Here is a 24,560-nt window from a genome sequence, read left to right as displayed (position 1 = left end):
AGCTTTTAAGAGCGAATGCGGGCTGTTGTCACTCAGTCACTCGCGCGGATTCGTCCCACCTGTGTGCATTCCAATGTTCATTGGACAGTATGCAGATATATGTTTTTGGCCGATTCATCCGCGCTCGACGGGCGTGCGATCGTTCTCGAGCGTGGCCGCGATCAGTTCGGAGATGGCCCGCCGCAGTCGCTGGGAAACCGCCGAATCCGAGACCTCGAGGCGGTCGGCGAGGTCGTCTTGGGTAGTCTTGCGGGGCACCGCGAAGTAGTCGGCGTAGTACGCCATCGTGAGGATTTCGTACTGTCGCTCGGTCAGGAAGTAGGCCTGCTCGTCCGAGACCGCGGAGTCGTACAACTGGGTGACGCGAAACGAAATCCCGCGCTCGCGGGAACGTTCCCGGAACGCGGACAGCGCGTCCCGGTCGGGGAGGTGGATCCGAGCGACCCAGCCGCCGGCGTCGCTCGTCACCGAGAAGACGAACATCCCGTACTCCACACAGTGGTCGGGAACGATCTCCAGTTCGGTCTCGACGACGACGCGATAGACATCCCGGTTCTCGAAGGCGGCGACGCGGGTCGGGTCCGAGACGGTCGGGTCGGCGGCCAACGCGTCCTCGAGTTCCGCCCCCGTCTCGTCTCCGTCTCCGTCGCCGAAGACCGAGACGAACTGCAGGCGTCGCCCGTCGATCGTCGTCCCGTACTCGAGTCTGAGCGTCACGCCGGGACACCGTTCGATCGTCGGTACCAGTGGCAGGTCGTCGTGGACGAGGCGGATTGCTGCGGTAAATCCCATTTCGATCTCGCTGTCTACGCCATTGTCGGGACCGTCGACCCATACTTATACCGCGTTTAAGCGGCTTGCAATGGATCAAACCGTCCGGTTTGGCCATTCAGTTCATGTACCCGAGATCGGCCAGCCGGTCCGTTACCTCCTCGTCGGTCGCCGGCCGCGACTCGTCGGCCCCTTCCTCGTAGTCGGGATAGGAAATCGGGTCGACCGGGTCGACGACGGGCACGACGCTGCCGTCCATGCGGTCGCTGTAGGGGACCCCCATCGCGGCCATGATCGTCGGCGCGACGTCGAAGAGGTGGGCCCGCTCGAGCGAGGCGTCCGCGTCGATACCCTCGCCCGCCGCGACGAAGACGCCGTCGAGCTTGTGGTTCCACGGCTCGGCCGGGCCGAAGTAGTCTCCGTCGCCGAGTTGCTCGGAGAGCATGTGTTCGAAGTCGGCCGGGATCGTGACGATATCGACCGTTTCCTCGATCTCGTCGCCGTGGAAGTACTGCTCGCGCGGCGCGACTGTTTCGAAGAACGGCTCGCCGTCGGGCGTCTCGACGGCCTGTAGCGCCCGGATGAGGTTCTCGCGGAGTTCCTCGTACTCCTCGGGCGGCACGACGCCCGTCGGATCCCGGCCCTCGAGGTTGATCCGGACGCCGAGTTCGGTTCGCGCGCGGACGTACGCCTCCGACTCGGCGAAATCGACCTGTTCGTTTGCCGTCCGGGAGACACCGCCCGGCGCGTACTCGATGGCGACGTCGGCCAGTCCGACGCGCTCGAGGGCCGCCCTGATTCGACTTGCGGTCACGCCGAATCGCGCGGCGATCGACGCTGCACGTGCGACCGCTCCCGGCTCCCACGTGTCACACTCCTCGCCCTCGCGAAGGCGTCTCCGCATCGGCGTCCACGACGGCATTCCCTTGCCCCCGGTCGTCGTCTCGAGGAAGCCCATGTCGCGGAGGTACTCGTTGACCCGGAACTCGTAGCCGTCGTACCGCCCCATCCCGTGATCGCTCACGAGGAAGACCCGGTCCGGATCGCAGGTCTCGAGGATCTCCGCGATCTGTTCGTCGGCCGCCTCGTAGACGGGCCCGATGTGGCGTTGCTCGCCGCTGAACTCGTGAAAGACCGTATCCGTCTTCTGGAACTGCACGAAACCGAAATCCGGATCGAACTCGTCGGCGAGATAGCGAAACGCCTCGCCGCGCATCCGGACGAGGTTTCGATACTCCGTGAGTTTCTCGTCGTCGTCGAGCGAGTCGTCGTCCCGCGTGTAGTTCGGATAGACGCGATACTCCCCGATCGCGTCGCGGACGTCGTCGAGCAGCCCCTCGGGCTGACACGCCGGATCCTCGGGCCCGAGGAAGCCGGGGATCACCGCGCCGTCGAACTCGTCTGGCGGATGAGTTACCGGCGCGTTGACGACGACGCTCGAGCGGTCGTGTCGATCCAGCAGCGTCCACAGCGGGTGCTCGTGGACGTCGTCGTTGCTCGTCACGTGCCAGTCGTAGCCGTCGTAGCCGACGAACCCGACCACGCCGTGTTTTCCGGGGTTGACCCCGGTGTAGATCGACGGCCACGCGCTCGGCGTCCACGGCGGGATCTGTGACTCGAGCGGTGCGGTCACGCCGTCCGAACAGAGCCGCTCGATGGTCGGAATCCGATCGGCTTCGAACAACCGCTCGAAGACCGGGAGACAGCCCGCGTCGATCCCGATCAGTAACGTCTCCAGTCCGTTCGATTCGCTCGCGGTACTCCCAGTCGCTGTCGCGTCGTCCCGGCGAAACGTCCGAGTCATCGTTCAGTTGACCTCGTTTGTCGCAGTACTCCCGTTCGCCCGCCGCCGAGAGACCTCGGCAGCGGTGTCGTTCGTTGCACCACGTCTCTATTCCCGATAACTGAGACGAAACACTTCATTATCTATCCGTTAAATCCGTCACTGAGCCCTGAATACCGCGAATCTGACAGACGCGGTGGCCGGCGAAAGGACGGACTCGAGACGATAGTACGGACCGATTGACCGATGGCGTTCGATTCGACGCGGACCGGACTGACTGACTCCCCACCCGACGTTCGGCAGTCGGATCTCATCCGATCCTCTGAGCGGACTCGGACTGGCGGACCCCGCCGCTTGCGCGAGACGAGGGCCACGATAGCACGCGAGGTCGGCGGCGAAGAGCGACGGCGCCCTCGAGAAAGTCACACTCGTCAGGACACCGGCCATTTCGATTCCGAATCGCGGCGAGCCGACTGACCGGATATTCCGAACCCAGGCGACGCGAGGCTCACAACTGGCGGTCCATCTCGTGTTCGCCGCGCTCGCGGGCCGTCGTTTCGAACCCGGCCGATCGATAGAGATTCATCGCGATGCGGTTGGTTCGAGCGACGGTCAGCCAGACGTGGTCGACCCCGTTCGCCTGCCCGTGTCCGAGCAAGCACCGGATGAGTGCCGTCCCGATACCCGCCAACTGATACGCCGGCCGGACGAAAATCGCCAACTCCGCTGTGTCGTCGTAGGGAATCAACACCGCGTGCCCGACCGCGTCGTCTCGATGCCAGACGACGACGTTCAGCCCGTCCTCGAGGAGGCCGTCTAACCACTGGCGTTGCCGGGCCTCCCCGCGCGGCGGGAGCCCCTGCGACCGCGATTCGTCGTCGAAGTGGGCGTACATCTCCACCAGCGGGTCGGCATCGCCCGCGTAGGTACTGACCGTCACCGTTCGCCCCTCGCGATCGGTGACCGTCGACGGCGGACGCTGTGACTGCCGGTCGGAGGAGAGCGCCATATGACCGCTTGCTCGAGCGCGCTCCTAAGACTGCCCCGCATTCCCGGCGACTGGGAGCCGTGGTCGATACTGTGGGTGGGATGGGGCTCGAGTCTGCGGGGCTGGATGTTTCGTCCGATCCGCCGGTGAGAGATCGAACTCGGTACGCGAGTTGCGGTAGATTCGAATCGAAAAGGATCGAATTATCTTGACCTCTACGCTCGACTTAACGACGATATTTCCGGCTCACAGGCATGTGAGGCCCAAAAATAGTCCCGGGCAGATTCGAACTGCCGTCATGGGCTCCAAAGGCCCATATGATTGGCCACTACACCACGGGACTGAGGCGTCAACTCGAAGTTATCGACAGAACGGCTTATGAGTTATTATTCGCCCTGGCTCGAGGAAGGAGAGAATGCCTCGATTGGTTCAATTTCAGCGTACCGGTGGCAACTTCGGCAGAGGCAAATAACGTTATCGAGGGTGTGTGCAAGCTGTGGATCGGTGAACGTTCGTACCGGGACGATATGGTGAACGTCGGGTTCGTGGCCGATCTCTTCGCGAGTGATGCCACAGCGCTGGCACGTGTGATCGTCTCGTTCGAGGGCTTTCCGTCGAACGCTTCTCCAGCGGCCATTGTATGCGTTTTCGGTATTTTCCCACTGTGCCGATAGCCAATGGCTGAGGCAGTTCTGGCTGCAGAACCGGACTGGTTCGCGCTCCGCTTTCGATTTCAGTACGGTCGAAATCCGGCCACACCATTCACAGACCGTCTTTACTCGCTCTATATCGTGGTATTCGTAATAGGGCGTCCCGAGGAATGTATCGGCGTTCGCAACGCATTCTGGACAGTATATGCCCGGTTTGTCTGATGGATAGAAGTCAAACGTTGATCCACAGCGGCTGCATGTCGTCGTTTCTTTCCCGCCCTTCCAGTTCCCGTTGTTCGTTCCGCCGTTTGGGTTGCAGTCGTCGCAGAACTCGAGGCGCGCTTTCGGGTCGTAGAACTCGGTCCCGCACCCGCTGCAGGTGCGATTCGGCAGCGGATCGCCGTGGACTTTCGTATGGTGTTGGCGCATGCCCTGCTCCGTCGAGAGCAATTTCCCACACGTCGGGCAGTCCATGCGGGGACTGGCCTCGGTATCGGATATAAACTCGCGGCCGCTGGCACTGGCGACGAGCGGCTTCGCTCAGCAGACAGCGGAGGTATTGAAGAATACGTCGAGACCGGCCGTGGAAGCGGATACCTGCGAAAAGCCGACTACAGGTAGCCTTCCTCGGCCAGTCGCTCGATCCCTTCCTCGAGTCGTTCTTCGCTGGCGGCGTACGAGATTCGGGCGTAGCCGGGCGTGCCGAACGCGCTGCCGGGGACGGTCGCGACGTGGGCGTCTTCGATCGCACCCTCACACCAGGCCTGATCGTCGGCTCGCGGCTCATCGCCGCTCGCATCCGAGGCGCGTAGCGCCTCGCTGTCGTCGACGGGAAGCATCATGTAGAACGCGCCCTCGGGGACGGCGACATCGACGTCGTAGTCGGCGAGCAGGTCGACGACCAGATCGCGGCGCTCTTCGAAGGCCTCGGTCATCTCTTCGACGGCCTCGTCGGTGTTCTCGAGGGCCTCGAGGCCGGCGTGCTGGACGAAGTTGACGGCCGAGGAGACGGAGTGGCTGTGGAGCTTGCCAGCCTGATCGATCAGGTCCTCGGGGCCGGCGAAGTAGCCGAGCCGCCAGCCGGTCATCGAGTAGGCCTTCGAGAAGCCGTTGACCGTGACGGTGCGGTCGGCCATGCCCTCGAGCGTGCCCAGACTCGTCGGCTCGACGCCGTAGGTGATCTCCTTGTAGATCTCGTCGGAGATGACGGTGATGTCGTGTTCGACGGCCAGATCGCGGACGCCCTCGAGGGCCGCGTCGGAGTAGACGGCGCCGGTGGGGTTCGACGGCGAGTTGACGATCAGCAGTTCGGTGTCGTCCGACACCGCTTCGGCGAGGTCGTCGAGCGCGGGCTCGAGCTGGAAGTCGGACTCCGAGAGGTCGACGCGGGTCAGATCGCCGCCGGCCATCTTGACCATGGCTTCGTAGGAGACCCACGCGGGGTCGAGGAGGGCGACTTCGTCACCGTCCTGAACGAGCGCCTGGACGATCTCGTACAGCGCCTGCTTCGCGCCGGGCGTGACGATGATCTCGTCCGTGCTGTGATCGAGGCCGTCGTCGGCGAGCTTGTCGGCGATGGCCTCGCGGAGTTCGAGGATGCCCGCGGAGGTGGTGTAGCCGGTGTGACCGGCGTCCATCGCGTCTTGGCCCGCCTCGATGATGTTCTCGGGCGTGGGGAAGTCGGGTTCGCCGACGGAGAGGTCGACGACGTCTGCGCCCTCGGCCTCGAGTTCGGTGGCGAGTGCAGAGATGGCGAGCGTTGCGGACGGTTCGACTCGGCTGACGCGGTCGGTGAATTCCATCGTCATTGTGGATCTAGTCGGAATCGGCGGCGGGACTGGGGTCGGGTAGTTCGTCGACGAGATCGAGCGCACCGTCGACGGCTTTCGCCGCGTTTTCGACGCGCTCGCGCGCCTCGGCGGCGGACATGCCGGGGCCGGTGACGCCGAGTGTCACGGGCGTGTCGCGCTCGAGACTCACGTCGGAGAGCCGCTGGGCGGTGGCGTCGGTGATCACCTGATCGTGGTCCGTGTCACCGGTGATAACGGTCCCGATGACGGCCACGGCATCGACATCGTCGCGGCGTGCGAGCCGGTCGGCGGCCAGCGGCGCGTCGTACGCCCCCGGGACGCGGACCGTCTCGGACACCTCGGCACCCGCGGCGGTGGCCGCCTCGAGCGCTTCCTGCTCCATCTGCTCGGTGATCGGACGGTTGAATTCCGCGACCACCAGTCCGAGCGTGGTCATACGCGAGCGGTCGGGAGGGCAGGTAAAAGAGGTACCGTTCTCCGGTGACCGAAACCGACTCGCGCCCCGAGCGACGGCCCATTTGCGAATTCTTAAGCGCGGGCGACGAGAACCGGCGCGTAATGACGACGCTACGGACGCCGGGACCGACGATCGGTGTAGTCGGCGGGGGACAGCTCGGGCGGATGCTCGCGGAGGCGGCCGCGCCGCTTGGCGTCGAAGTGGTCGTGCTCGACCCGACGCCGGACTGTCCGGCGGCGCTCGTGGCCCGCGACCAGATCGTCGCCGAGTTCGACGACGAGGCGGGGATCCGCGAACTCGCCGCGTGCGCCGACGTGCTCACGTTCGAAATCGAACTCGCGGATCAGGACGTGATGGAGCGCGTGAGCGAGGAGACGGGCACGCCCGTTCACCCGAAGCCGTCGACGCTCGAGACGATTCACGATAAACTCGTCCAGAAACGGGACCTCGAGGACGCGGGGGTTCCGGTGCCGCCGTTCCGCGCGGTCGAAGACGCCGACGACATCCGCGCGGCGATCGACGACTACGGCGCGCCGGTGATGCTCAAGGCCCGCACGGGCGGCTACGACGGCCGCGGGAACGTTCCCGTCGAGTCGAAGGATGAAGCTGCGGACGCCCTCGAGTCCGTCGCCGGTCCCGCGATGGTCGAGTCGTTCGTCGATTTCGAGCGCGAGGTTTCGGTTATCGCCGTCAAAGGCGAGGACGAGGTCGCGACCTTCCCCATCGGCGAGAACGTCCACGTCGACGAGATCCTCCGGGAAACCATCGTTCCCGCGCGCTCGAGCGACGCGGCCGCGGAACGCGCCTACGACGTCGCGCGCGACGTGCTCGAAGTAATGGACGGACGGGGCGTCTATGGGATCGAATTATTTGAAACGCGCGAGGGAGAGATCCTGCTCAACGAGATCGCGCCGCGTCCGCACAACTCCGGCCACTGGACGATCGAGGGCGCTCAGAGCTCGCAGTTCGAACAGCACGCGCGCGCGGTACTGGGCTGGCCGCTCGGCTCGACCGAACTGCGCTCGCCGACTGTGCTGACGAACCTGCTCGGCGACGTTCGAAAGAGCTTCGCTCTTTCGAGCCAATCAGAATCGCAAAGCGATTCTGATGATGTCGACGAGGAACAGCGCGTGGAGTTCGGTGATATCGACCGGGTCCTCGAGACGCCGGGCGCGCACCTCCACTGGTACGGCAAGCGGCAGGTCCGGCCGCTGCGCAAGATGGGCCACGTCACCGTCTCGGGCGAGACCGAGGACGCCGACATCGAGGACCTGCTCGAGCGTGCGCGCGACCTCGAGAATTCTGTGACGTTCCGAACGGACGAGTAGACGGCCGCCGGTTCCGGCCCGTTTGCCACCGTTTCAAGTCACCCGCCCGACCACAGTCACGCATGAGCGACAGCGTCACCGATCTGATCGACCGCCTGCACGACGAGGCCGCACAGGACCGCCCGGCCGTGGAGACGCCCGACGTGGGGATCGTCATGGGCAGCGACTCCGACCTCGAGACGATGATGACCGGCGGCACGCGCCGCGGCGCGTACGACGCCTTCGTGGACGAACTCGGCTTCGCCGAACAGACCGACTACGAGAGCGCGCCCGACGCGCAGTTTACGTTCGAGACCTACGTCACCTCGGCCCATCGCACGCCCGACTTAATGACGGCTTACGCCGAAACCGCCGAGGAGCGCGGCCTCGAGGTCATTATCGCCGGCGCAGGTGGGAAGTCCGCCGACCTCCCGAACATGACCGCGTCGATCGCGTACCCGCTACCGGTCATCGGCGTGCCGGTCCAAGAGAAGTCCGTCGACAGCGTCATCGGCATGCCGACGGGCGCACCGCTGGTCGCAGTCGACGCCGGCAAGTCGTTCAACGCCGCGCTGTCGGCCGCCCAAATCCTTGCACGCCAGCACGACGAGGTTCGCAACCGGTTGGTCGCGTACCACGAGGCCCTGCGCGACGGCGTCGGGAACGTCTCTCGCGAACTGCACGACAGCGGCACGCCGGCGTTCCGGGACCGCGATCGGTAACGGCGTCTCGGATTAGCCACGCGCTCGCGGTGGTCCCGCCGTCGCGTCCATCTCAGTCACAGTGACTGAACGACTGATGAACCTGTGACCACTCTCGTCTGCTTACTGGCCGCGTATCGGCGTATTTCGCCGGCTACCAATCCCGTTTTACCGATCCGTTCGCGTTCCCGACGACCGGCTATCATCTCTCGTGATTATTCACGAGAGTCGTTTTCACAGAAGTCGCTCCTTGGCCCGTGCTTCCCCGAAAAACGAAGAATCAACCCTTATGTGCGTGCGGTTTGAAGCCTCGGACGTTACCGAGATGAATGATTGGATCGCCATCGGGGCGCTGGCGCTCGTCGGGGTACTGATACCGTTCGGGATGATGGCGGTATCGTATCTCCTGCGACCCACCGTGCCCGAAACGAGCAAACGAGCCACCTACGAGAGTGGCGAGATTCCGACCGGCGGGACGCGCATCCGGTTCAATATTCAGTATTACATGGTTGCGCTGCTGTTCGTCGTCTTCGATATCGAGACCGTCCTGTTGTTCCCGTGGACGGTCGCCTATCAGGATGCGCTCGCGGCGGAGGAAATCTCGCTTGTCAGCGCGCTCGGGCCAATGCTACTGTTCGTCGCCATCCTACTCGTCGGACTCGCGTGGGCGTGGCGCACAGGTGCAGTACAGTGGGCACAGACACCGCGTCAGCTGGAAACTGACAGATCATGAGTAGCGAACAACCACGCCAGCAAATCTACGATAGCACCGCACCGTCGACGGACACCCGCGACTCGCGAATCGGTGAGGGTGCCGACGACCGCTTCAACTCCAAGCTTCGGGAGGCGTTCGGATCGACGCCGTTTATCCTCACGAAGTTCGATAAGTTCATGAACTGGGTCCGGGGCAACTCCATGTTCATGCTCCAGTTCGGGATCGCGTGTTGCAGCATCGAGATGATGCACACGTACGCGATCAAACACGACCTCGACCGCTTCGGCGCCGGAGTCCCGCGGGCCTCGCCGCGGCAGGCCGACGTGATGATCGTCCCGGGGACGATCGTCTCGAAGTTCGGGCCCCGCATGAAGCGAGTCTACGACCAGATGCCCGAACCCAAGTTCGTCGTCGGTATGGGGTCGTGTACGATTTCCGGCGGCCCCTTCCAAGAGGGCTACAACGTCGTCAAGGGCGCCGAGGAGATCATCCCGATCGACATCCACGTCCCCGGCTGTCCGCCCCGACCGGAGGCGCTCGTCTACGGCATCGCCAAACTCCAAGAGCGGATCCGCAACGGGGAGTCGACGCCCGTCGTCGTCAAACCGTACGAACTCGAGGAGTTCGGCGACCTGCCACAGGACGAACTCGTCCAGAAGCTCGCGGACGACATCGACGAGGAGGACCTCGTCATGCGCTACAACTGGGCTGATTCGCCATGAGCACGGGACTCGAGCGCGGCGGCCAGCCGCCGATCGAAGTCACGGAAGACGACCTCGAGGCGCTGCTCGGTGATCGCGCGCTCGCACGCGACGACCACATGAACGCGCCCGGATTCGTCATCCGACCGGACGACGTCCAATCGGTCCTCACGGACCTCCGGGACGAGGCAGGATTCGATCACCTCGCAAACCTCACCGCACAGGAGTACGCCGATCGGTACGAATCGATCTACCACCTCCGGAAGTACGACGATCCGACCCAAGAGGTGTCGATTGTCGTCCCGACGACCACCGACGACCCGGTCAGTCAGAGCGCCGAACCGGTCTTCCGAACCGCCGACTGGCACGAGCGGGAGGCCTTCGACCTCGTCGGCATCGACTACGAGGGCCACCCCGATCCGCGGCGGATCCTCCTGCCCGAAACGTGGCAGGGCCACCCGCTCTCGCGGGGCTACGATCAGGAGAAACCCCAGCTGGTGACCCTGACCGAACACGCCAACCCGGTCCAGCCGGACCACCACGACGACGAGTCGGACACGATGTTCCTGAACATCGGTCCCCACCACCCGGCGACCCACGGCGTGCTCCACATCGAGACGGTCTTGGACGGCGAGACGGTCGTCGACGTCGATCCCGACGTCGGCTACCTGCACCGCTGCGAGGAGCAGATGTGCCAGCAGGGGACCTACCGTCACCAGATCATGCCCTATCCCGACCGCTGGGACTACGTCTCGGCCGGCCTGCTCAACGAGTGGGCCTACGCGCGCACGGCCGAGGACCTCGCGGACATCGAGGTCCCCGAGTACGCGCAGGTCATCCGGACGATGGGCGCAGAACTGTGCCGGATCGCTTCCCACATGCTCGCGCTGGCGACGTTCGCGCTGGACGTCTACGGCGACTTCACCGCCATCTTCCAATATGGCATGCGCGACCGCGAGGTCGTCCAAGACATCCTGGAGGATCTGACCGGCCAGCGGCTCATGTTCAACTACTTCCGGCTGGGCGGCGTCGCGTGGGACCTGCCCGAACCCCGCGAGGAGTTCATCGAGAAGACGCGGGACTTCCTCGACGAACTCCCCGCGAAGGTCGACGAGTACAACGACCTGCTGACCGGCAACGAGATCTTCCAGATCCGGTGTCACGACACCGGGGTCTTAGAGCCCGAGGTCGCCAAACAGTACGGCTGTACCGGGCCCGTCGCACGCGGATCCGGCATCGACTACGACCTCCGGCGCGACGACCCCTATGGCTACTACGATAACCTCGAGTGGGACGTCGTCACCGAGGACGGCTGTGACAACTACAGCCGCGTCCTCGTGCGCATGCAAGAGGTCGAGGAGTCCGCGAAGATCATCGAGCAGTGTCTCGACCTGCTCGAGGACTGGCCCGAGGACGAACGCACGGTCCAGAGCAACGTCCCGCGGACGCTCAAGCCGGACGCGGATACGGAGATCTACCGCAGCGTCGAGGGTGCGAAGGGCGAACTCGGCATTTACATCCGCTCGGACGGCACCGACAAGCCGGGTCGGTTCAAGATCCGGAGTCCGTGCTTCCACAACCTCTCGGCGCTGCCCGAGATGTCCGAAGGGGAGTACGTACCGGACCTGATCGCGTCGTTGGGCAGCCTCGATATCGTGCTCGGAGAGGTGGACCGGTAGTATGTCCGGCGGCCAGATCGCAGGTGCGGCCGGCGAACTGTCCGAACTGCCGGCGGTGCCGCTACAGGACACGGTCTTGCTCCCCGAGCGGATCGGCGAGCTGACCGGTCTCGACGGGTTCGGGTTGGGTGGCGAGTTGCTCGCGACCTTCCTCGCGGCCTTCCTCATCGGCAACCTGATGCTCGCGATGACCGGCGTCGCGGGGCCGTGGGCGAAGCGGAAGATAACCGCGGCCTTCACGGACCGGATCGCGGTCAACCGGCTCGGACCGGCCGGGCTGTTCATCATCATCGCCGACGCGGTGCGGCTCCTGTCGAAGGAACTGGTCGTGCCCGAGAACGCGGACCGACCGGCTTACGACCTCGCGCCGATTGTCGTCGCGTCGTCGGCGCTGCTCGGCTTCGCCGTCATCCCGATGGGTAACGGGATTCACCTCGCGGATCCCGAAGTCGGGCTGGCCTATGTCTTCGCCGTCTCGGGGATCGCGAGCCTCGGACTGGTGATGGCCGGCTACGCGTCGGCGAACAAGTACTCGATGCTCGGCGGCCTGCGCGCGGTGGCACAGAACGTCGCCTACGAGATCCCGCTGGTCGTCACCGGGATGTCGGTCGTGATCTTCGCCGGCACCCTCCAGATGGGTGAGATCGTCTCGGCGCAGGCGGAGCCGCTTATCACGATCGCGGGAATTTCGATTCCGTCGTGGTACGCGCTGGTCAACCCCTTCGCGTTCGTCCTCTTTCTGGTGGCGAACTTCGCGGAGGTCGGCCGTAACCCATTCGACACGCCGGAGGCACCGACCGAAATCGTCGCGGGCTACCAGACCGAGTACTCCTCGGTCTACTTCGTCCTGATCTACCTCGGGGAGTTCCTCCACATCTTCCTCGGCGGTGCGATCATCGCGACGATCTTCCTCGGCGGACCCGCCGGGCCGATCCTGCCGGGCATCGTCTGGTTCATCATCAAGATCTGGGCGGTGTTCCTCGCGACGCAGTGGCTGCGCTCGGCGGTTCCCCGGGTTCGTATCGACCAACTCATCGAGATCGGCTGGAAGGGACTGCTCGTGCTGGCCTTCGCCAATCTCATCTTGACCGCGGTAATCGTGGGGCTGATAGCATGATCGGGATACTCAAATCGATGGCAACGACGATGAAACACGCACTGGACGGCTCTACCTTCACGGTGGAGTACCCGGAGACCGCACCCGACGTGTCGCCGCGATTCCGCGGCGTCCACAAGTTCAGTCAGGAGCGGTGTATCTGGTGTCGCCAGTGTGAGAACGTCTGTCCGAACGACACGATCCAGATCGTCACGAACGATCAGCGACAGGGCGAACAGTACAACCTCCACATCGGGCAGTGTATCTACTGCCGGCTCTGCGAGGAGGTCTGCCCCGTCGACGCCATCCTGCTTACGGAGAACTTCGAGTTCACCGCGGACACGAAACACGATTTCGTCTACAACAAAGAGCAGCTGAAAGCGGTACCGTGGTACAAGGACATCGACCCGCTTGCCGCCCGCGAACCCGACCGGGGCGCGTGGGTCGGTGAGGGTGACGGGGAGGTCGACTACCAGTAACGGGTCCGCCCGTCCCGCAAACGGGCACTATCAACAAAACATGAACTACGAGCTGATCGCGTTCGCGCTGTTCGCCGTCGTGACGCTTTCCAGCGCGGTGGGTGTCGTGCTCATGCAGGACCCGTGGCATTCGGCGCTCCTGCTTGGTGTGGCGCTGCTCAGCGTCGCGGCCCATTACGTGATGTTAGCGGCTGAATTCGTCGCCATGATGCAGGTCCTCGTCTACGTCGGCGGGGTCCTCGTCCTCATCACGTTCGCCGTCATGCTGACCCAGCGCGACGATTCCGACGCCGACGCAGACGAGGTGGTACAGGCATGACGACCGGTCCGAAACTCCGACTCGGCAAGACGCTGGTTCCGGGACTACTCGCCGTCGGACTGTTCGCCGTGATGGCGCTCATCACGCTGAACGCGTCCTTCGATCCGATGACCGCGGCCGCCGGAGCCGGCTTCCCCGACGACGTCTCGATCACGGCCGAACTCGGCTACGCGCTCTTCGGCTACGACTCGCTCCAGCAGATCGGCGGCACCGAACCGTTCCTCGCCGCCGTCTTGCTCGTCGCGATCGCACTCGACGCCGCACTCGACGCCGCGCTCGTCCTCGCGAAACGCGAGGAGGGCGGCGAACCCGTCGCCGCGCTCTCGAGCACCGGCGAGTCCTCGAGTAGCGGTGAGGGTGCGGCGCCGGCAGTCGCCGACGGTGGAAGCGCCGAATCGACCGGCCGATCCGCAGACACCGGTGGTGAGAACCGATGACCGTCGACGTACAGTACTACGTGCTGCTGTCGATGGCGGTGTTCTGTATCGGGCTCTTCGGCGTGTTGACGCGTCGTAACGCACTGTTGTTCCTGATGTCCGTCGAGCTAATGCTGAACGCGGCGAATATCAACTTGATCGCGTTCGCGTTCTATCACGGCAACCTCACGGGGCAGTTGTTCGCGCTGTTTACGATGGCGCTGGCTGCCGCGGAGGTTGCGGTCGGACTCGGGATCATTCTGGTGCTGTACCGCAACTTCCGTGACGTCGACGTCACGGTACCGACGACGATGAGGTGGTAGAAGATGGCAGCAACAGCAACAGGACCGTTCGGATTCGCACCGGCGATCGCAGTGCTCCCGCTCGTGGCGTTCGTGATCACGCTGCTGTTCGGGAGGTACCTGCCGAAGAAAGGCGCGCTCCCGGGTATCATCGCGACGGGTGGCTCGCTTCTCATCTCGCTCGTGATGTTCGCGGCGGTCGCGGGCGGCAACGCACATCACACGGAACTGTACGAGTGGACGGCCGGCGCAGCGATGAGCGAGACGGGAGCGGAGACGATTTCGTTCTCGTTCGGGATCCTGATCGATCCCCTCTCGGCGCTCATGCTGGTAATCGTCTCGCTCGTCGCCTTGCTCGTCCACATATTCAGTCTCGGCTACATGAACGCCGAGGGCGAAACGGGACTGCCGCGGTACTACGCCGAACTCGGCCTCTTTACGTTCAGCATGCTCGCCTTCGTCTTCGCGGACAACCTGCTGATGGCGTTCATGTTCTTCGAACTCGTCGGGCTGTGTTCGTATCTCCTGATCGGGTTCTGGTTCCGCACGAAATCGGCACCCTCGGCCGCGAAGAAGGCCTTCTTGGTCACCCGCTTCGGTGACTACTTCTTCCTGATCGGGGTCGTCGCTATCGCGGCGACGTTCGGCACCGTCGGCTTCGCCGGCGAGGAGTCGTTCGTCACCGCCGCCGAGACGGCGATCGACGACGGCACGACCCTGTTCGGCTTCGACGCCGAGACGTGGGTGACGATCACCGGACTGCTCGTCCTCGGCGGCGTGCTCGGTAAGTCCGCGCAGTTCCCCTTCCACACGTGGCTGCCCGACGCCATGGAAGGGCCGACCACCGTCTCCGCGCTGATTCACGCCGCGACGATGGTCGCGGCCGGCGTCTACCTGGTCGCGCGGATGTTCGGCTACTACGCACTGAGCCCGACCGCGCTGGCGATCATCGCCTTCGTGGGCGGCTTCACCGCGCTCTTCGCCGCGACGATGGCCGTCGTCAAAGACGACATCAAACAGGTGCTGGCGTACTCGACGATCAGCCAGTACGGCTACATGATGCTCGGCCTCGGCGTCGGCGGCTACGTCGCCGGCGTCTTCCACCTGATGAACCACGCCTTCTTCAAGGCCCTCCTGTTCCTCGGTGCCGGGGCCGTCATCATCCTGATGCACCACGAACAGGACATGTGGAAGATGGGCGGGCTCAAAGCCAAAGCGCCCGTCACCTACTACACGTTCCTCGCCGGCGCGCTCGCGCTCGCGGGAATCGTTCCGTTCTCCGGCTTCTGGTCGAAAGACGAGGTGCTGTTCGACGCGCTCGCCGTCGGCCTCGAGCAACCGATCTTCCTCGCGGCCTACGCGATGGGGTTGATCGCCGTCTTCTTCACCGGGTTCTACACCTTCCGGATGGTCTTCCTGACCTTCCACGGCGAGCCCCGCTCCGAGACGGCCGAGGACCCCCACGCGGTCGGCTGGGCGGTTAAGGTCCCGCTGATCGCGCTCGGGACGCTCGCGACCGTCGCGGGTCTCGCGAACCTCGCGCCCGTCGCGGAGGTGCTCCACGCCGACATCACCTTCCTCGAGTTCTGGCTCGACGGCGAATACGGCTACCTCGAGGGGCTGACCTACCACGACTACCACGAGACGGTCGCCTTCGAGGAGGGCGTGATCGGCTCCGAGACGACGACGATGCTGCTGGCCGCGGGCCTGTCGCTCGGACTGGCACTGGCCGGCGCGTTCGCAGCACACGTGCTGTACAACGTCCCCGAGCCGAAGCGTCACACGACGAAACTCGGCGGCGCGTACGGCGTTCTGAAGCGCAACTACTACCAGGACGAGTATCAGGTCTGGCTCGCGGAGGGGCTGACGCTGCCGCTGGCTCGAGCCGCCGATCGGTTCGACCAGACGGTGATCGACGGGGTCGTCAACGGCACCTCGCGGATCAGCCTGTCCGGTAGTAACGTGGTCAAGCGGCTGCAGACGGGTATCGTAACTAACTACGCGGCGCTGTTGGTGGGCGGGTTCATCGGCTTGCTACTCGTCCTCGGCTATATCGGAGGGTGGTTCGCATGATGATAGAAGCGCTTATCGCGGTCGCACTGCTCGGCGCGCTGGTGACGTTCGTCGCGCCGAATCGAATTGCCGGCAAACTCGCCTTCGCCATCAGCCTCGTGCCGGCGGCGCTGTCGCTGTGGCTGTTCACCGCCTTCGACGGCAGCGGCAACGCCTTGCGCGGCGGCGAACTGGCGTTCGAATCGCAGGCCGCATGGATCGAACTCGGCGAACACTCGATCTCGTGGTTCGTCGGCGTCGACGGGATCAGCCTGCCGCTGGTGGTCCTGACGACGATCCTCTGTACGCTGGCGATCGTGAGCTCGTGGACGCCGATCGACGAGCGCGAATCCCAGTTCTACGGCCTGATCCTCTTTATCGAGGCGAACCTGATCGGCGTCTTCACGGCGCTCGATTTCTTCCTCTGGTTCGTCTTCTGGGAGGCGGTCCTGATCCCGATGTACCTGCTGATCGGCATCTGGGGCGGCCCGCGCCGCAAGTACGCCGCGATCAAGTTCTTCGTCTACACGAACGTGGCGTCGCTGGTGATGTTCGGTGCCTTCATCGCGCTCGTCTTCGGGCTCGGTGACTCGGTCACCTCCTTTGCGCTGCCCGAAATCGCGGGGGCGATGCTCGACGGCGGCCCCGAGGGCTTCTTCGGCCTCGAGGGGACGACGCTCGCGTCGGTCGTCTTCGTGGCGATGTTCCTCGGGTTCGCGGTGAAGGTGCCCATCGTCCCGTTCCATACGTGGCTACCGGACGCCCACGTCGAAGCGCCGACGCCGGCGTCGGTGCTGCTGGCGGGGGTCCTGCTGAAGATGGGGACCTACGCGCTGCTCCGGTTCAACTTCACGATGTTCCCGGAACAGGTCGAAATGTATGCGGTCCCGATCGCGGCGATCGCCGTTATCAGCGTCATCTACGGCGCGATGCTGGCGCTCGCCCAGACGGATCTCAAACGGATTGTCGCCTACTCATCCGTTTCGTCGATGGGCTATGTCATCCTCGGACTGGTCGCCTACACCCAGTTCGGTGTCGGCGGTGCGACCTTCCAGATGGTCTCTCACGGCCTGATCTCCGGGCTGATGTTCATGGCCGTCGGCGTCATCTACAACGCCACCCACACCCGGATGGTCACCGATATGTCCGGGCTAGCCGATCGAATGCCGATCGCGGTCGGCATCCTCATCGCCGGTGCCTTCGGCTACATGGGACTGCCCCTGATGAGCGGGTTCTACGGCGAGTTCACGATCTTCTTCGGGGCCTTCGGCTCTGAACTGCTCGACTACTCGCCGCTGTTTACCGCGGCGGCGATGTTCGGCATCGTGATCGTCGCTGGCTACCTGCTCTTTGCGCTCCAGCGGACGGTGTTCGGACCGTATCGACTCGAAACCGACTACGAGGTGGGCCGTGCACCCCTCCACGACATCGCGCCGATGGTCGTGTTGCTGGGACTTATCATCCTGCTGGGCGTGGCCCCCAGCCTGATCTTCGACATGATAACCGACGCAATCGATCCGATCATCCAGCACGGAGGTGATCTCTGATGGCAGTCCTCGAGCTTCCGCAGTGGGCGGCACTCGCGCCGGCACTGATCCTCGCGGGGACGGCGCTCGTGCTGTTCCTGCTCGATAGCATCAACCCGCACTCGACGAACCGCACCCTGCTCGCCGGCGTCGCCGTCGTCGGCTCGCTGTCGTCGCTGGCCGTCGCCGTCTGGTTTACCGCCGCCGGCGTCGGTGCGACGGGGATCGAGAACTACGGCGTCATCGATCTGATGGGCGGCCAGTTCGTCGTCGATCAGCTCGCGCTGTACTTCATGATCATCGTCGCGATCGTCACCGCCCTCGTCACGGTCGCGAGCCACGACTACCTGCGGGATCACACCTATCAGGCCGAGTACTACTCGCTGGTCATCCTCGCGGCGACCGGGATGTCGATGATGGCCGCCTCGAACAGCCTCGTGACGATCTTCATCGCACTCGAGTTGACGAGCCTGCCGTCGTACGCGCTGGTCGCGATCCTCAAGGACAACCGCGGCAGCGTCGAGGCCGGGCTGAAGTACTTCCTGATTGGGGCGCTGTCCTCGGCGATCTTCGTCTACGGCGTCTCGCTGGTCTACGGTGCGACCGGCTCCTTGCAACTCACGGATATCGCCGCAGTTCTCGAGAGCGGCGATGGAGCCGTCGGCGAAATGGGCGGCCTACTCGGGCTCGGGATCCTGATGCTGATCGGTGGCATCGCGTTCAAGACCGCGAGCGTTCCGTTCCACTTCTGGGCCCCCGAGGCCTACGAGGGTGCGCCCGCGCCGATCTCGGCGTTCCTCTCCTCGGCCTCGAAGGCCGCCGGCTTCGTGCTCGCGTTCCGCGTGTTCACGACGGCGTTCCCGGTCGCCGCGACGACGGAGGCCATCGGCGTCGACTGGACGCTGGCCTTCGTCATCCTCGCGATCGTCACGATGACGGTCGGGAACTTCGCGGCGGCGACTCAGGAGAACGTCAAACGGATGCTCGCCTACTCCTCGATCGGCCACGCAGGCTACGTGCTGATCGGGCTCGCGGCCCTCTCAGCCGAGGGCGGCGAACTCGTCATGGGCGCGGCCATGATGCACCTGCTGGTCTACGGCTTCATGAACACGGGCGCGTTCCTGTTCGTCGCCCTCGCGGAGTACTGGGGCGTCGGCCGGACCTTCGAGGACTACAACGGTCTCTCGCAGCAGGCGCCGTTCGCCTGCGCCGCGATGGCCGTGTTCATGTTCAGCCTCGCGGGGGTGCCGCCCTTCGGCGGCTTCTGGAGCAAGTATCTGCTCTACACCGAGACGATCAACGCGGCCGCGGACAACACGATCCTCTTAGTCCTCGCCGCCGCGCTCGTGGTCAACAGCGCGCTCTCGCTGTACTACTACTCGCGGCTGGTCAAGGCGCTCTGGATCGAGGAGCCGATCCTCGACCGGGACCGCCTCGCCCAGCCGACCGGGCTCTACGCGGCGATCATCGCTGCGGCCGTCCTCACGGTCGTCGCCCTGCCCGCGTTCGGGCCGATCGCCGATGCCGCGCTCGAGGCGGCCGCGGCGGTCGTCGCCTGATACGGTTTACTGTAAGTCATTTCCGGCGCAACCGCGACCTGGGCGGCGGTTGCGCCGGTAAATCGTTACAGCAATCCGTATGAGCCGAGCGGAGACCCGGTAGCTTTTACCCGTCGGGGTTGCAAGCCGCGACAAATGGTTTTCCGGCTCGTGCTCGGCTGTGGGACCGTCTGCCGACAGGTCACGGAGCGACTGTCCGAGCGCGACGGCGACCGACTGCTCGCGATCACCGACGACGAGAGCGTCGTCGAAACGTTGCGCGACGAGAGCGTGCCGGCCCGCGGCGCCGACCCGGCCGACCCCGACGTGATCTCGAACGTCGACCCCCCGGACGTAATCTTCGTCGGGAGCGACCGCACCGACATCAATCGGGCCGCACTCGAGGCGGCGCGGGATCGGTTCCCCGAGGCCTCGATCGTGGCGTATCTGGGCGGGAATGCGACGGCGGCGGACCGCGACCGGTTCGAGGAGTTGGCCGACGCCGTCGTCGATCCCTCGAGCGTCATGGCCGATCGGGTCCTCGACGGCGCGGCGAGCCCGTCGGCCGAAGCGGCGATCGAACTCCGGGAGCAACTCGCGGGGATCGACGGCCGGCTGGCGGTCCTCGCACACGACAATCCGGACCCGGACGCGCTCGCGAGCGCGGTCGCGCTGGTCGCCGTCGCCGAGTCCGTCGGCGTCGACGCCGACGCCTGTTACTTCGGCGAGATCTCCCATCAGGAGAACCGGGCGATGGTCAACCTGCTCGGACTGAATCTGCGGAACTTAGACCGCGACCAGCCGATCTCGGAGTACTCGGCGTTCGCGCTGGTCGATCACTCCCGGCCCGGCGTCAACGATCAGCTCCCGTCCGACCTCCACGTCGATATCGTCATCGACCACCATCCGCCCCGCGGGCCGGTCCCCGGCGAGTTCGTGGACCTGCGCCAGCAGGCGGGCGCGACCAGCACCGTCCTGACCGAGTACCTCGAGCGATTCGACCTCGACTTCGATCCGGCGACGGCGACGGCGCTGCTGTACGGCATCCGGGTCGACACGAACGACTTCACGCGGGAGGTGTCGCCCGCCGACTTCCGGGCGGCGTCGCGGCTGTGGCCCCACGTCGACACGTCGCTCCTGCGCCAGATCGAACAACCCTCCCTCGAGGGCGAGACCCTCGAGACGATCGCGCGAGCGATCAAGAACCGGGTGCAACGCGAGTCGGTCGCCGTCGCCAGCGTCGGGCGGATCAGCGATCGGGACGCGCTGCCCCAAGCGGCCGATCAGTTGCTCGCGATGGAGGGCGTCGAGACGACGCTCGTCTTCGGCTTCAACGACGAGATGGTCTACCTCTCGGCCCGGTCGCGGGCCGCCGATGTCGACCTCGGGGAGACCCTGCGGGACGCGTTCGACCGGATCGGGAGCGCCGGCGGCCACGCCGACATGGCCGGCGCGCAACTCGAGATCGGCATTCTGGGCAGCGCCGACGACGAGGCGGAGATCGAGTCGATCGTCAGCGTCGTCGAGGAGGTCATCACGAACCGGTTCTTCGAGGCGATCGAGACGCGGCCAGGGGTCCCGGTCGGAGCCTACACCCAGACTAGCGAGTGGCTGTTCACCCAGCGGGGCGAGCCCGAAGACGGCGAGTCCGCGTGAGGACTCGAGGGTCGAGAGGAGGAAGAGGCAGCGTCAGTAACAGTACTTTTGCGCGCGGCTCCCGTGTGTCCGGGTATGGAGGTCGTGTCGGGCCGGACGAAGCCCAAGGTCAAGGATTACATGACGCGGGACGTAGCGACGGTGTCGCCCGACGAAACCGTCGGCGAGGTCGCGACGCGGATCGCCGAGAGCGAGGAACACAGCGGGTTTCCCGTCACGGATCGACGGCGCGTCGAGGGCTTCATCAGCGCTCGCGACCTGCTGCTCGCCGAGGACGACGACCCGATTTTCAAGGTCATGGCGACCGATCTGCTGGTCGCCCACCCCGACATGAAGGTAAACGACGCCGCGCGCGTCATCCTCCGCTCGGGCATCCAGAAGCTCCCTGTCGTCGACGACGCGGGCAACCTCGTTGGGATCATCTCGAACGCCGACGTCATCCGCAGCCAGATCGAGCGCGCGACCCCCGAGAAGGTGGGCAAACTGATGCGGACCTTAGAGCAGATCCACGAGATCGAGCTGACGGAGGAGCGCCGGACCGTCCCGCTCTCGGAACTCACCCCGACGCAGGGCCGGGTGTACGCCGACGAACTCGAGGGGCGGCGATACGAACTCGAGCGCGGGCTCGCCGAGCCGCTGGTCGTCATCGACAACGGCGGCACACTGTTGCTGGCCGACGGCCACCACCGCGTGCTCGCGGCCGATCAGCTATCGATCGACGAGATGGACGCCTACGTCATCGTCATCTCCCACGAGATCGATCTGGGGATGGCACGCACCGCCGAAAAGGAGGACCTCGAGCGGATCGACGACATCGACGTCGTCGACTACGCGAGACATCCGCTGGTCCAGACGACCAAGCGACTCCAGTCCGACGGCGGGGGCGGAGACAGGGACGAAGACCAGTAGGGCGTCGGCGAACCGCGGGACGATTTCTCATACTCAGCAGGGAGACAGTCAGCCGGACCGACCGCTGGTGAGCGTTTTCCGTGTCGGCGCGGTACCTCGCTCGATGGCTGGATCACACACGCCCGATCGCGTTCTCATCGCCGGTGCCAGCGGCGACACCGGACACGAACTGCTGTCTGTCCTGCGGCCGACCGAACTGACCGTTCGCGCGATCACGCGGTCGTATGCGGCCGCGGACACGCTCGAGCGACACGGGGCGGACGAGGTGATCGTCGCCGATTTCTTCGAGTCGGCCGACGCTGTGCAGGCGGTCGAGGGCTGTGACATCGTCTACTGTGCGCTCGGTACGCCGCCGAGCCTGCGGCACGCGATCGGCGGCAAGCTGGTCGATCGGACGGGCGTCATCAACCTCATCACCGCCGCCGTGGCGGAGGGAATCTCCTATTTCGTCTTCGAGAGCGCGATCGGCGTCGGAAACTCGAGGGCGGGGCTGTCGCTGCCGTCGCGGCTCGCGATCCGGGGCTCGCTGCGTGCCAAACGGGACGCCGAGACCTCGCTGCGCCGATCGGGGCTGGGATACACGATCGTTCGTCCCGGCAGCCTCACGAACAGACCGCCGAGCGGCGAAGTCCTCGTGGGCGAGGGCGGCGATTCCGTCTCGGGGTCGATTCCGCGAGCCGACGTGGCCCGGATCATGGCCGCGTCGCCGTTCACGCCCGACGCGCGCAATCGAACGATCGAAATCGTCAGCCGCGAGGGGCTGTCGGGGACGCCGAAACGCCTCGTCGACATCGACTGGGGCGACGACGCCCTCACGGTCCCCCGCGAACGCAGCCGGGCCTGAGCCGTTCTCCGGGGCATTCCGGGCCCGTTTGCAGTCGGGAAAACACCCCCGAACCTTCATTGCGCTGTCGGCAAATATTACGACCATGTACGACGACGAGGAACTCGAGGAGATCCGCGAGGCCGGCGACCAGTGGGCGGCGGAGCGCCTCGAGCCGGCCCTCGAGCGTCACGGCGAGCGCCGGGACCGGTTCGCGACCGTGTCGAACCACGAGGTCGACCGCCTCTACACCCCCGACGACGTTTCGGACCTCGACTACCTCGAGGATCTCGGCTTCCCGGGCGAGGAGCCGTACACCCGCGGGCCGTACCCGACGATGTACCGCGGGCGGACGTGGACGATGCGGCAGTTCGCCGGCTTCGGCACCGCAGAGGAGACCAACGAGCGCTTTCACTACCTGATCGACGAGGGCCAGACCGGGCTCTCGGTGGCGTTCGACATGCCGTCGCTGATGGGACTCGATTCGGACGACCCCATGAGCGAGGGCGAGATCGGCAAGGAGGGCGTCGCGGTCGACACGCTCCGGGACATGGAGATCCTCTTCGACGGGATCGATCTCGAGGAAATTTCGACCTCGTTTACGATCAACCCCTCCGCGCCGGTGATCTACGCGATGTACGTCGCGCTGGCCGACCGGCGGGGAGTTCCTCGAGAAAACCTGCGCGGGACCCTCCAGAACGACATGTTCAAGGAGTTCATCGCCCAGAAGGAGTGGGTCATCCCGCCCGAGCCCTCGCTCGATCTCGTGACGGACGTCCTCGAGTTCAGCACGGCCGAGACGCCGAAGTTCCACCCGATTTCGGTCTCGGGCTATCACATCCGCGAGGCGGGCTCGACGGCGGTCCAGGAACTTGCCTTCACCCTCGCGGACGGCTTCGGCTACGTCGAAGACGCCGTCGAGCGGGGGCTCGACGTCGACGAGTTCGCGCCGCGGCTCTCCTTTTTCTTCAACTGCCACAACTCCTTCTTCGAGGAGATCGCGAAGTTTCGGGCGGCCCGCCGGATCTACGCGCGGGTAATGGACGACTGGTACGGTGCCGAGGCCGACGAATCGAAACGGCTCAAGTTCCACACCCAGACGGCGGGCCAGTCGCTGACGGCCCAACAGCCCCTGAACAACGTCGCTCGAGTGACGATACAGGCGCTCGCCGGCGTCCTCGGCGGGACCCAGTCGCTGCACACCAACAGCTTCGACGAGGCGCTGGCGCTGCCGGGCGAGAAGGCGGTCAGGGTCGCCCTGCGGACCCAGCAGATCATCGCCGAGGAGTCCGGCGCGGCCGACATCGTCGATCCCATGGGCGGCTCCTTCGCCGTCGAGACGCTCACGAACGAGATCGAGGAACGCGCGATGCGCTACATCGAGGAGATCCGGGAGATGGGCGACGGCTCGGTCCGCGACGGCATCCTCATCGGCATCGAGGACGGCTACTTCCTCCGGGAGATTCAGGACGCCTCCTACGAGTACCAGGAACGGGTCGAACGCGGCGAGGAGGTCGTCGTCGGCGTCAACGAGTACACGCTCGAGGAGGACACCAGTCCTGACATCCTCCAAATTGACGAGACCACGGCCGAGCGCCAACTCGGGCGACTCGCGGACGTGAAAGCCGACCGGGACGACGCGGCCGTCGAGGAGTCACTCGAGGCGCTGCGCGAGGCCAGCGAGCGCGGCGAGAATACGATGCCGTACATCGTCGACGCCGTGAAGGCCTACGCGACGATGGGCGAGATCATGGGCGTCTTCGAGGACCAGCACGGCGCGTACAGCGAGAGCATCGGGTTAGCCTGATACTGTCGGGCGAAACAACGTACAGCCCGATCGCACTCGAGACGCCGTCGCGGAACGCGATCGGGAGGCTACTG

23 protein-coding genes and 1 tRNA gene are annotated in these 24,560 nt (G+C 65.1%); 17 read left to right on the top strand and 7 right to left on the bottom strand.

What is annotated here, in order from left to right:
* Positions 1-114 precede the first annotated feature (114 nt).
* The 7 genes from FEJ81_RS13040 to ribH all read right to left on the bottom strand — a co-directional run bounded on the left by FEJ81_RS13040 (position 115) and on the right by ribH (position 6,439).
* The gene (locus FEJ81_RS13040; protein WP_138245696.1) at positions 115-792 is read right to left on the bottom strand and encodes a helix-turn-helix domain-containing protein; all 678 of its coding nucleotides are present in this window, start codon (positions 790-792) and stop codon (positions 115-117) included.
* Between the two features lie 97 nt (positions 793-889).
* Positions 890-2,575 (bottom strand): alkaline phosphatase family protein, encoded by a 1,686-nt coding sequence (locus FEJ81_RS13035; protein WP_138245695.1) that lies wholly within the window; start codon positions 2,573-2,575, stop codon positions 890-892.
* Positions 2,576-3,062: 487 nt separating this feature from the next.
* Positions 3,063-3,563, bottom strand: a complete 501-nt coding sequence (locus FEJ81_RS13030; protein WP_138245694.1) for a GNAT family N-acetyltransferase — start codon at positions 3,561-3,563, stop codon at positions 3,063-3,065.
* A 249-nt stretch (positions 3,564-3,812) separates the two neighbouring features.
* Positions 3,813-3,885: transfer RNA gene (locus FEJ81_RS13025), tRNA-Gln, on the bottom strand.
* Positions 3,886-3,928: 43 nt separating this feature from the next.
* Complete coding sequence (locus FEJ81_RS13020; RefSeq protein ID WP_138245693.1) at positions 3,929-4,666, bottom strand: HNH endonuclease; 738 nt, start codon at positions 4,664-4,666, stop codon at positions 3,929-3,931.
* Positions 4,667-4,803: 137 nt separating this feature from the next.
* Entirely contained in the window at positions 4,804-6,000 is a 1,197-nt protein-coding gene (locus FEJ81_RS13015; RefSeq protein ID WP_138245692.1) for a pyridoxal phosphate-dependent aminotransferase, read from the bottom strand.
* Positions 6,001-6,007: 7 nt separating this feature from the next.
* Positions 6,008-6,439: a 6,7-dimethyl-8-ribityllumazine synthase gene (gene ribH, locus FEJ81_RS13010; RefSeq protein ID WP_138245691.1), complete on the bottom strand. Its 432-nt coding sequence runs from the start codon at positions 6,437-6,439 to the stop codon at positions 6,008-6,010.
* A gap of 122 nt (positions 6,440-6,561) precedes the next feature.
* Between ribH and FEJ81_RS13005 the strand changes: the two genes are divergently transcribed.
* From FEJ81_RS13005 to FEJ81_RS12925, 17 genes are all read left to right on the top strand, one after another.
* Positions 6,562-7,788: a 5-(carboxyamino)imidazole ribonucleotide synthase gene (locus FEJ81_RS13005; protein ID WP_138245690.1), complete on the top strand. Its 1,227-nt coding sequence runs from the start codon at positions 6,562-6,564 to the stop codon at positions 7,786-7,788.
* Between the two features lie 62 nt (positions 7,789-7,850).
* Positions 7,851-8,489, top strand: coding sequence for an AIR carboxylase family protein (locus FEJ81_RS13000; protein WP_138245689.1), 639 nt, complete (start codon positions 7,851-7,853; stop codon positions 8,487-8,489).
* Between the two features lie 304 nt (positions 8,490-8,793).
* Positions 8,794-9,201 (top strand): NADH-quinone oxidoreductase subunit A, encoded by a 408-nt coding sequence (locus FEJ81_RS12995; protein WP_138245688.1) that lies wholly within the window; start codon positions 8,794-8,796, stop codon positions 9,199-9,201.
* Positions 9,198-9,905, top strand: coding sequence for an NADH-quinone oxidoreductase subunit B (locus tag FEJ81_RS12990; protein ID WP_006429625.1), 708 nt, complete (start codon positions 9,198-9,200; stop codon positions 9,903-9,905). The genes FEJ81_RS12995 and FEJ81_RS12990 overlap by 4 nt, the downstream gene beginning before the upstream one ends.
* A complete protein-coding gene (locus FEJ81_RS12985; RefSeq protein ID WP_138245687.1) occupies positions 9,902-11,563 on the top strand; it encodes an NADH-quinone oxidoreductase subunit D in 1,662 nt (553 codons plus the stop codon). Before FEJ81_RS12990 ends, FEJ81_RS12985 begins: the two co-directional genes overlap by 4 nt.
* 1 nt (position 11,564) lies before the next feature.
* Positions 11,565-12,680, top strand: coding sequence for a complex I subunit 1/NuoH family protein (locus FEJ81_RS12980; protein WP_138245686.1), 1,116 nt, complete (start codon positions 11,565-11,567; stop codon positions 12,678-12,680).
* Entirely contained in the window at positions 12,677-13,138 is a 462-nt protein-coding gene (locus FEJ81_RS12975) for a NuoI/complex I 23 kDa subunit family protein (protein WP_006429628.1), read from the top strand. The genes FEJ81_RS12980 and FEJ81_RS12975 overlap by 4 nt, the downstream gene beginning before the upstream one ends.
* A 40-nt stretch (positions 13,139-13,178) precedes the next feature.
* Positions 13,179-13,457: an NADH-quinone oxidoreductase subunit J gene (locus FEJ81_RS12970; protein ID WP_138245685.1), complete on the top strand. Its 279-nt coding sequence runs from the start codon at positions 13,179-13,181 to the stop codon at positions 13,455-13,457.
* Positions 13,454-13,894: a hypothetical protein gene (locus FEJ81_RS12965; protein WP_138245684.1), complete on the top strand. Its 441-nt coding sequence runs from the start codon at positions 13,454-13,456 to the stop codon at positions 13,892-13,894. Before FEJ81_RS12970 ends, FEJ81_RS12965 begins: the two co-directional genes overlap by 4 nt.
* Positions 13,891-14,196, top strand: a complete 306-nt coding sequence (nuoK, locus tag FEJ81_RS12960; protein ID WP_006181260.1) for an NADH-quinone oxidoreductase subunit NuoK — start codon at positions 13,891-13,893, stop codon at positions 14,194-14,196. Before FEJ81_RS12965 ends, nuoK begins: the two co-directional genes overlap by 4 nt.
* Before the next feature lie 3 nt (positions 14,197-14,199).
* Positions 14,200-16,248 (top strand): NADH-quinone oxidoreductase subunit L, encoded by a 2,049-nt coding sequence (nuoL, locus tag FEJ81_RS12955; protein WP_138245683.1) that lies wholly within the window; start codon positions 14,200-14,202, stop codon positions 16,246-16,248.
* Positions 16,245-17,774 carry a complex I subunit 4 family protein gene (locus FEJ81_RS12950; protein WP_138245682.1) on the top strand — a complete coding sequence of 510 codons (1,530 nt, stop codon included), beginning with the start codon at positions 16,245-16,247 and terminating at the stop codon, positions 17,772-17,774. Before nuoL ends, FEJ81_RS12950 begins: the two co-directional genes overlap by 4 nt.
* Complete coding sequence (locus FEJ81_RS12945; RefSeq protein ID WP_138245681.1) at positions 17,774-19,312, top strand: NADH-quinone oxidoreductase subunit N; 1,539 nt, start codon at positions 17,774-17,776, stop codon at positions 19,310-19,312. Before FEJ81_RS12950 ends, FEJ81_RS12945 begins: the two co-directional genes overlap by 1 nt.
* A gap of 135 nt (positions 19,313-19,447) precedes the next feature.
* The gene (locus FEJ81_RS12940) at positions 19,448-20,947 is read left to right on the top strand and encodes a DHH family phosphoesterase (protein ID WP_138245680.1); all 1,500 of its coding nucleotides are present in this window, start codon (positions 19,448-19,450) and stop codon (positions 20,945-20,947) included.
* Positions 20,948-21,022: 75 nt separating this feature from the next.
* A complete protein-coding gene (locus FEJ81_RS12935; RefSeq protein ID WP_138245679.1) occupies positions 21,023-21,856 on the top strand; it encodes a CBS domain-containing protein in 834 nt (277 codons plus the stop codon).
* Between the two features lie 103 nt (positions 21,857-21,959).
* Positions 21,960-22,700 carry an NAD(P)-binding oxidoreductase gene (locus tag FEJ81_RS12930; RefSeq protein ID WP_138245678.1) on the top strand — a complete coding sequence of 247 codons (741 nt, stop codon included), beginning with the start codon at positions 21,960-21,962 and terminating at the stop codon, positions 22,698-22,700.
* 85 nt (positions 22,701-22,785) lie between these two features.
* Positions 22,786-24,486 (top strand): acyl-CoA mutase large subunit family protein, encoded by a 1,701-nt coding sequence (locus tag FEJ81_RS12925; protein ID WP_138245677.1) that lies wholly within the window; start codon positions 22,786-22,788, stop codon positions 24,484-24,486.
* The last annotated feature ends 74 nt before the right edge of the window (positions 24,487-24,560 follow it).

It is taken from the genome of Natrinema versiforme, assembly GCF_005576615.1.
GTDB classification, from domain to species: Archaea; Halobacteriota; Halobacteria; order Halobacteriales; family Natrialbaceae; genus Natrinema; species Natrinema versiforme_A.
Note: the sequence above shows the minus strand (reverse complement) of the source record. Positions and strands in the feature narration are given on the sequence as shown.